This window comes from Nostoc sp. 'Peltigera membranacea cyanobiont' 210A, assembly GCF_002246015.1.
GTDB lineage: Bacteria > Cyanobacteriota > Cyanobacteriia > Cyanobacteriales > Nostocaceae > Nostoc.
The window spans coordinates 852,863-860,742 of the sequence record NZ_NOLJ01000003.1 but is presented as its reverse complement, the minus strand read 5'-3'; the positions used below and the strand labels follow the sequence as shown (position 1 = coordinate 860,742).

5 protein-coding genes are annotated in these 7,880 nt (G+C 41.8%); all 5 read right to left on the bottom strand.

Annotated features, from left to right (window positions below):
- Nucleotides 1–15: 15 nt before the first annotated feature.
- Complete coding sequence (locus CDG76_RS12870) at nucleotides 16–1,350, bottom strand: IS701 family transposase (RefSeq protein ID WP_094347135.1); 1,335 nt, start codon at nucleotides 1,348–1,350, stop codon at nucleotides 16–18.
- An 82-nt stretch (nucleotides 1,351–1,432) separates the two neighbouring features.
- A complete protein-coding gene (locus CDG76_RS12865; protein WP_094349379.1) occupies nucleotides 1,433–1,987 on the bottom strand; it encodes a mannan-binding lectin in 555 nt (184 codons plus the stop codon).
- Between the two features lie 274 nt (nucleotides 1,988–2,261).
- Nucleotides 2,262–3,890, bottom strand: coding sequence for a sulfatase family protein (locus CDG76_RS12860; protein WP_094349378.1), 1,629 nt, complete (start codon nucleotides 3,888–3,890; stop codon nucleotides 2,262–2,264).
- A gap of 73 nt (nucleotides 3,891–3,963) precedes the next feature.
- Entirely contained in the window at nucleotides 3,964–5,466 is a 1,503-nt protein-coding gene (locus tag CDG76_RS12855) for an HlyD family efflux transporter periplasmic adaptor subunit (RefSeq protein ID WP_094349377.1), read from the bottom strand.
- 38 nt (nucleotides 5,467–5,504) lie between these two features.
- Nucleotides 5,505–7,703 (bottom strand): peptidase domain-containing ABC transporter, encoded by a 2,199-nt coding sequence (locus tag CDG76_RS12850; RefSeq protein ID WP_094349376.1) that lies wholly within the window; start codon nucleotides 7,701–7,703, stop codon nucleotides 5,505–5,507.
- Nucleotides 7,704–7,880 lie beyond the last annotated feature (177 nt).

Below are 7,880 nucleotides of genomic sequence, written 5' to 3'. Positions count from 1 at the left end.
CGCTCTTCCATCACTCTAACCAGAGGAAAATAAGAAATCCTCAGAATATAAGTTGTCTGGAATAGCGCCTTGCATTCGATTCATCAATGCAATTAGTGTGAGAAACCCAATTGATAAATGCGAAACTGGAAAGACCCTGAGCCAGGGTTTTAGTAGATTAAAGGATATCAAAGGTTGAATTACTAAGCGTAAATTGTTGAGTAAATTCTTCCAACCCGAACCCTTGTCCCACCAATCATGTTCCCTGAACTTTGCCACAACTGGATCTGTGAGTTTGTTTCCCGCAAGTTGGGGTTGATTGTTCAAAACTTGAGAGTGAAGACTTACCAGAAGATAAGCACTCATGATGATTTCCCACCATTTCTGTATTTGTGAGTAGTCAGTTACTCTAAAATCAGCCCAACCTAATTCATTTTTACTTTGTTTAAGCCCATATTCAACCCAGTTTCTTAAACCATATAAATTCCCTACTTCTTTATACTTAATACCAGGAACAAGAGTCATGATAAACCAAGTCGAATTTGGCGGTAAAGTTTCTGGGTCTGTGGTAACTTGCCAATATTGAACGGCACGGCGCTTGCCAAATACTATCTCTCGAATATACCTTTGTTCTTGCTGACCATCTGAGAATATACGGTTATAGGGTCGCCAACGGTTATATCTAACTTTCTGACCCTGTGGCAGCCATACTCCATGATTACTCCGGATCGCCACTACGAAGTTTAGTTCTAATTGGCACAATACACCAATAAAGTTACTTTCGCTTTCACCATATAAGCTATCTGCTAGTACCAGTTTAAATTTAAACCCCATTTCTCGGAGCTTTCTAATCATAAAAGCCGCAATTTCTGGTTTGGTGTGATAGACATCTGATTCTAATAACCTTTGCTTTGGTTTATAGACTTCAAATATCAGAGGGAATGTCATGCCCTCTAATAATCCATAGGCTGTAACTGCAACTATTCCATTTTCGATTTTACCTAAATTACCTATATACTGTCTTTTCACATAATCTGTGGTATTACCTTTCTTTCTATCTCCTGTCTCATCAATAATCAGTGTTATTTCTCGTCCAGCTAATACTTTCAGAATTAGCTTTAATCTAGCTTCTCTTAATTTCTCTATTTCCCAAGGGGATTCTGTTAGGAAATGTAATAACCCTTGCTCGTTACTTAATCCTACTACCCGTGCTATTTCTGGTAAGGTTTTGCGTTTAACCTCTGAAATCATTCCCAGATGAAGATATTTAAACGCTTCAAAACTTCTGACTTCTGGAAACAGCTTTCTATACCATTCACAGTAATCATCCACAAATTTTATCGTTTCAGCAGGCTCTCTTCTCCCAAACATAGTCTAGCAAAGAGTTTACGACACTTTACCCTATTATTCTCTCATAAGAGTGATGGAAGAGCGTTATTGCAGGTCACTACAACTATGTATGACCGCCGACTATTTTGAGTTTAACTGTATGCGTATCGTCTTCGACCAAAAATGTAACCCGGTTATTTTTACTTAAGCGAATTTGATATTGATTTCCTTGCAGTTTCTTGTAATTTGAATCCCCGATTTCATCCGCTGCGTCTTTCGCGGATAGCCCCTTGTTCGCAATTGCATTCTGAAATTTGTCAAATTTACTCTGTTCTGCCTTGTTAAGAGGATTAAATTTTGCCCCCTTCTTGTCTAAAGCCCAACCACATCCACAAACTGACTCTCGACCAGGGACTGTTGTCTTCCACTGACCATGCCAGTGGTAATGATGATTCCTACAAACTTTGGGACATTCCTCTTTTGCTTTATTGTTATTGGAAATTGGGCCTGCCGGAAAATCGATCGCAAAGGTTTTGCCAGAAACCCCGACAAGAACAAGATAGCAAACAATAAGTGAAGAAAAAGGCAGTAGGAGTCTCTTCCTAAATTTTTTAGAAGTTTGGACTTTTGACGAAAAGTAACTTACAACCCCTTTTAGAACTTTTAGAAAATTTAACATCTAAGTTTCCCTTCGTTAACTTGATTTGACAGTAGATTTGGAGAGATAATTAAATTAGCGATCGCATACCAACGCAAACTGCAAAACGAATCTCAATAAGCCAAGACTTACGCAAGTGTCACATAGGCAAAAACATGGATTTGAACTTGTATGGCTTATTAGATAACCATCAAACAAAAAAGCTGCTGATGTGCCAGTTGAGAAAAAATGTGCCAGTTGCGTAAGTCCTATAAGCAAAACTTTATCTGGACAATAGTATTCTGGTAGAACCTTCTTAGGAAGTGAACGGCTCCTCCTCAATTGCCCGACAGGAATCGGCTTGACAAGTACGCAGTTTACTCAATCGGTTAGCAAGCTGTTTGAGTAGAGTTGGATCGGCTGTAGAAGCCAGGTTGTTCAACTGATATGGGTCTTTTTTGATGTTGTACAGTTCCTTCGCTCCAGTTTTATACTCGACATAGGTATAATCTTGTGTCCGGATCGCTTGGTAAGTAGGGATCTTCGGTACCTGGCCTCCTTTTTTGAGCGATTGAAGCTCTGACAGATCCTCAAGCTCTAACTGATCCTCAAGCTCTGACTGATCCTGAAGAAGCTTTGTTTGATTCTCAAGTGCAGCACGTCGCTTATGATTTTGTTTGTGTTCTATCAAAAATGCAGAGCGCCACTTAGGGAGATTTGGCGTCGTACCCTTTAACAAGGGTAAGAACGAGCGTCCGTCAACAAAAGCGGGTGGTTTAACTCCAGCCATATCAGTAAAGGTTGGGAAAAAGTCGATATTACCCACTTGCTCTTGCAGTTCCTTGCCAGCTGGAATTCCCGGTCCACGCACTACCAGATTCAAGCGAATATCTTCCTCGTAGGCACTTTCTTTGCCTGTACTTGCCCGGTGAATACCCTGTTTGTAACCGTTATCGGAGGTGAAAATGATGTAAGTATTGTCAAGTTGCCCATTCGCCTTGAGCGTATCAACCAACTTGTCAATTGCCTCGTCAACCGACTGTAGCGATCGCAAGCGCTTTCGATAATTTTCATCAACATCGTCAATTTCTTTTTGATTGAGTTGATGCAACTCTTTCATAAATTGAGGCTTAGTACTAACATCAGCTTCGTTAAAATTGTCTGGGCGGGGCGCTTTAACATCTGGGAAGAGTTTCTCATGGCGTGGTGCTGGCGTATATGGTCCGTGAATGTTAAAAGGAGCCAGATAAACGAAAAATGGTTTGCCGTCTTTGGCAGAACGTTGGATGAAATTAATGGCAAAGTCCCTATAAACATCTGTACCGTAGTCTTCCGGCTTGTTACCGTACTTGACCAGCTTGCCATTCTTGTTCAGTGTATAGTTTTTCTGATCGTAAGGATTGCCATATTTCTTTTGGTCGTTTCTGTTCTTGCCTTTTTCCATCGGGCTATACCACTCTGTCCAACCAGGCGGGATGTAGGTATCATTAGGGGCTGTATCGGGGTAGCCGTTGAGGTATTTGCCAATCAACGCTGTCTGATAACCATTTGCCTGTAACGAGGTGGCGATGGTCTGTTTTTCTAAGCCCTGGCTATAAGCTTTCTGGAAACCTCCATCAGGTGATGAATTGGTCAAGACCCCTGTATTGTGGGCATATTGACCGCGCAAAATATTCGTGCGCGATGGGCAGCATAGAGACACGTTGACAAAAAAGTTAGGAAAAGTTACGCCCTGGTCGAGCAAAAGCGACTTAATATTTGGTGCATACTTCTTTGGATTTCTGTTAATTGTGTCAGCGTCCATGTCATCCACTAGGACGAAAATGATATTGGGTTTACTTGTCTCGGTGAAAGCTTTTTGTGGTGCTAATAAGAGTACATTGACTACCAAAACACCGATCATTATTAAAGCAAAGAACTTTGTTCTCAAATTGAATGTTTTCATCAAATGACCTCTTGATTTACAATGTCATAGTTTCATTTTTTGGCTTTGGGCATCTCTCCCCTTCGGGGCATGGTCACAAATCGGTGATTAATCTTGCTTTGCGGAGCAGAAATTGCAGTACAGTTTCTTCGCGGGTAATAATATCAACTCTGCCATCCATACCCAATTGAATTTGACATTTCTTTGTACTGCGACCTAAAGCAAGTTTCTCTGGTTCAATTGTGACTTCGTAAAAAGCACCTACAGCAGTTGCTTTTGGGATAGAGTTCGTATCAGCATCAGCATCGTTTTTTTGCGACCTAACAGCATCCGGGGAAATCGCTTTGACAACGCCATTGAGAGTACCGTAATCAGGATAAGGACAAGCACTAACTCGCATTTGCACCTTTTGACCGACTTTTATCTTACCTTTTTCCTCAGAACCGACAGCTGCTTTGATAACTAAAGGTGCATGACTAGGAACAATTTGGACAACTTCCTCCCCAGCCCGGAGAGTTTGACCGGGGTTTCTCAAATTTAGCTTGGAAATAATCCCGTCTGCTGTAGCGGTAATAGTAGTTTGCTTTAGGTCAATTTCAGCTTGCTTGAATTCGCTAGTATCGCGCTCTAATTGTTTTTCCGTTTCAATTTTCTGTTTGAGAAGTACTTGAAGTTCTCTTTCTAAGGATGCTTTATTCACTTCCCCAGAGGCTTTTTCTTGAGCAATACGTTCAGTCGCCATTGCTACCTCTGCATTGCTTGGGTTGAGAACTGCTTGAGCGCGATCGCGTTTAGCAATAGCTCCTAAAACAGCTTGTTTTAGCCGTTCATTTGTTTTTTCTTGGGCTTTATAAGTGGCTTTTTGCGCCTGTACAGCTTGTTCCTGCTGTTTCACAGCCAGCTGTACTTCTTCTAGTTGATCGCGAGATAATGCCCCTTGTTTAGCGGCACTTTCATATCGGTTCTGCTTTGATGTCGCTCCTCCTAAAGCCGCCTCAGTTGCGTGGAGATTAGCTAATGCTGATTGTAACTGTGCTTGCCCTGCATATAATTCTTCTTGAGCCATTTTGACATTGGCTGATGCTTCTTGAAGTTCAGTGATACTGATAATTTTTTTGTCTTGATGATCGCGATCGCGTCCCTGCAATTCCGCTTTAGCAGAGGCGATAGTCCGATTAGTGCGATCGCTTTCGGCTCGAATTTGACTATCGATTGCATTTATTTGCGGAACGGTTTGAATTAGTTGTAACCTAGCTTGTTGAATATTGGTTTGCAGCTGGTTTTTTTTGGTTTGCAGTCGAGAATCATCAATAGTGGCAATTTTATCTCCTTTTTGCAGCGTTTGATTTTCTTTGACGTAAATCTGCATTACCTGTCCTTCTGTCGCCGCCTGTACAATTGGCAATTCACCCGCAGGACGGACAGCCGCTTGCCCAATGACCGTAACTTTATATTTAGCAACCGCAGCCACAGGAACAGCTAACGCCAAGGCAAACACGATAAATAGTCCGCCAAATGTAGTCCAACGACTAATTGGTGGGAGAAACTCGTTGTCTTGAACTAAGGGTAAAAAATTTGTTTGAGACTTACTAATCATAAGTTATCAATATCTCTAAAATGTCTAATAAACATTAACTAATTCCGAAAAAGTAAAGAAGATTTTAATCCATTACCATTATTAGAAGAATAAATTTCATCAAGAAAGCTTAAATGCTCTCCAGGGATATGACGTAATTCTTCTGGAGTTCCTTGAATTTTTAAGCGCCCATCTTCAAGCAATACAATCCAATCAGCCCGTTTGATAACTTGAGGACGGTGGCTAATCATAATTGTAGTTTTGCCTTGACGGTGAGCAAGTAATCTATCCAAAACTTGGGTTTCACTTACTGGGTCAAGAGCGCCTGTAGATTCATCTAGAATTAATACAGGTGGGTCAGTCATAATTGCTCTAGCTATAGCTAATCTCTGCCTCTGTCCACCAGAAATATTTGCACCAAATTCGCCTAAAACAGTTTGATATTTATCGGGTAATTTGCTAATAAATTCATCTGCACCAGCAATTTGACAAGCAAGAACTATCTCCTCAAAACTAATGTTGGGATAACTGAAGTGAAAATTTTCCACAATCGAACGACTCCAAAAATGAGGCTCTTGGGGAACTAATACGACTTGCTGCCGCAAACATTCTAAAGATAAATCTTGCTGGTTGTATATGCCATAACGAATGTTACCAGATTTGACTTGATATAAACCAGTAATTAATTTGCCAAGGGAACTTTTGCCACAGCCAGATTGACCGATTAAGGCTATTACTTTACCACCAGGAATAGTTAAAGAAAACTTTTCTAACAGGTCAGTTCTACCAGCATGGTGAAAGTTAACTTGAGAACAAGTAATATCTGCATTGCCAGGAATTTCTGCCCAAGGTTTTTTAAAGTCATTTTCATCTTCTGGGGTAGAATCTATCACTTCTGTCAAGCGTTGAACGACAATTTGAGCAGTGATAAATTCATCAATTAGCCCGACTGCTGACTCTAAAAAGCCAAGAAAGCTACCACTCATACCGCTGTACGCCAGCAGTTGACCGATGGATAATGTCTGATTAATCACCAAGCTAGAACCTAACCAGAGTATGCTAATACTCGTCAATTTAGAAAGAATACTAGTGACTGTGCCGCTGTAAAGCTCCAACTTCATCGTAGTCCAGTCTAAGTTAGCAAGGCGACCAAAATTTGTCTGATATTCTTGCCAAGCTTGCTCTGTAGCTTGGGTGGTTTTGAGGACTTGAACACCGCGAAAGGTTTCGACTAAAAAGCCTTGATTTTCTGTACCTTTAACGATGAGGCTGCGGGTTTTCTGGCGCAAGGCGGGAAGAAAAAGCAGGTTGACAAAAGTGACGATCGCAAAGGCGGCGAGGGAAGCTAGAGTCAGTTGCCAACTATAGAAGAGCATGAAACCCAAGGAAACCAGAGCCACAAAAAATTGACTGGGTAAACCAAGGACAATTTGGGAAACTAGATTATTGATGGTATGAACATCAGCAATCCGGCTAACGACTTCCCCACTGCGACGTGCTTCAAAATATGATAGGGGTAAGCGCAACAGTTTTCGGCCGTATTCTAGAATTAGCCCGTATTGCAACCGTTGACCAAAATGACCAATCAGGTGAGATTGTACCAAACCAATGGCACTTTGAATTAGGCTCATGGCAATGACGCCAATTGCCACCGTTGTTAGCAGTTGGGTATCTCCCCGCACTAGCACATCATCAGTGAGGAGTTGCATCATTAAAGGAGAAGCCAGGGACAACAGCCCGATCGCGAAGTTGATAGCGATCGCCTGAACCAAAAGATTGCGATAGGGCATAACGCGGGCAATAAAGCGCCCAAAACCGCCAATTTTATCTTCCCCTTGCTCATAGAAGCGGCTATCGTCTGGCATCAGCAGCAGCATCACGCCATCACTCCAACCCGCGATTAACTCCTTGGAGGTGAGGTACAAGATACCAACGCCAGGGTCAGAGATAACATATTTTTTCCCCTTTTTCCCGTATAATACTACCCAGTGATAACCTTTCCAGTGAATGATCGCTGGTAAGGGTACTTCATTTAATTTCTCAAGCAGTTCTGGGGTAGCTTGAACTTGACGGGCATGGAATCCGAGGGTTTCTGCTCCCCGCTTTAAACCTAATAGTGTAGTTCCTCGCGTTCCCGTGCCCACTGCTTCTCGCACGCGATTGAGGGCAAAGGTGCGTCCGTAGTATTTGGCGATCGTGGCTAGGCTTGCTGCACCACAATCTTCTTCACTGTGTTGCAATATACTGTAGTATTTCATTGTTTAAAAAATCAGTACCAGCCGCAGTTAACAAGGGGTGGACGAGTCCGTTTCCTACCTGATAACTGTTAACACCGTTTACGTTTATTTATGTTATTTTGATATGAATGAAAAAGTAGGAGCGAAAACGACCTCGCCCCTACGAACTGGAAGAGAAGAATGTTACTCAGCTAAAAG